The sequence below is a fragment of the Carnobacterium sp. genome (assembly GCF_040274425.1).
In genome coordinates this window covers 1-725 of record NZ_JBEMBC010000191.1, presented here as the reverse complement: position 1 = coordinate 725, position 725 = coordinate 1, and the positions used below count along the sequence as shown (strand labels likewise).

The 725-nt window shown below is 35.9% G+C and carries 1 pseudogene; it reads right to left on the bottom strand.

The features are described 5' to 3' along the window. Positions 1-7 precede the first annotated feature (7 nt). A pseudogene (ganP, locus tag ABS911_RS15225) lies at positions 8-725 on the bottom strand (galactooligosaccharide ABC transporter permease GanP); the annotation flags it as partial.

Sequence of the window (725 nt, the reverse complement as noted above, 5' to 3'; positions counted from 1 at the left end):
CTCATTATTATTCGCCTCCCTTGAACGAACTAGTTCGTCTAAATTGCCATAACGCAATAGTAATAACAAAGACAGAGAGTAAGATCGTTAGTGCAGCAGCTAAAGAATATTGACTAGATTGCATGGTTAATTTATATATCCAAGAAACTAAAATGTCTGTGCCACCTGCAGTTGAACCTGGAACTGCAGGTCCACCTCCATTAAATAGATAGATGATATTGAAGTTATTGAAGTTAAATGTGTATTGCGTAATAATAATTGGAGCGATAGATGTTAATAGTAATGGCAAGGTAATATGTTTGAATTTACCAAAAGAAGTGGCCCCGTCAATCGTAGCTGCTTCATACAAATCTTCTGGAATAGATTGAAGTACACCTGTAGTCACAACAAAAATATATGGAAATCCTAGCCAACCTTGCATCATTAATAGCGCGATCCTTGTCCAGTTCGCATTTGTCATCCAAGGAATAGCATCAAGCCCAAAACCAGCTAAAATAGTCGTATTAATTGCTCCAAAACTATCATTAAACATTCCAGCAAAAATCAAAATTGTTACAAAACCAGGTACTGCCCATGGCAACACTAAGATAGTTCGAATAATTTTTTTGAAACGTAAATCTTTTTGATTGACTAGAACAGCCATAAAGATTCCTAATGCTACTTGCAATGTTGAAGCAACAACAGTCCATACAATTGTCCAACCTAAGACGTCTATAAAAGTTGAA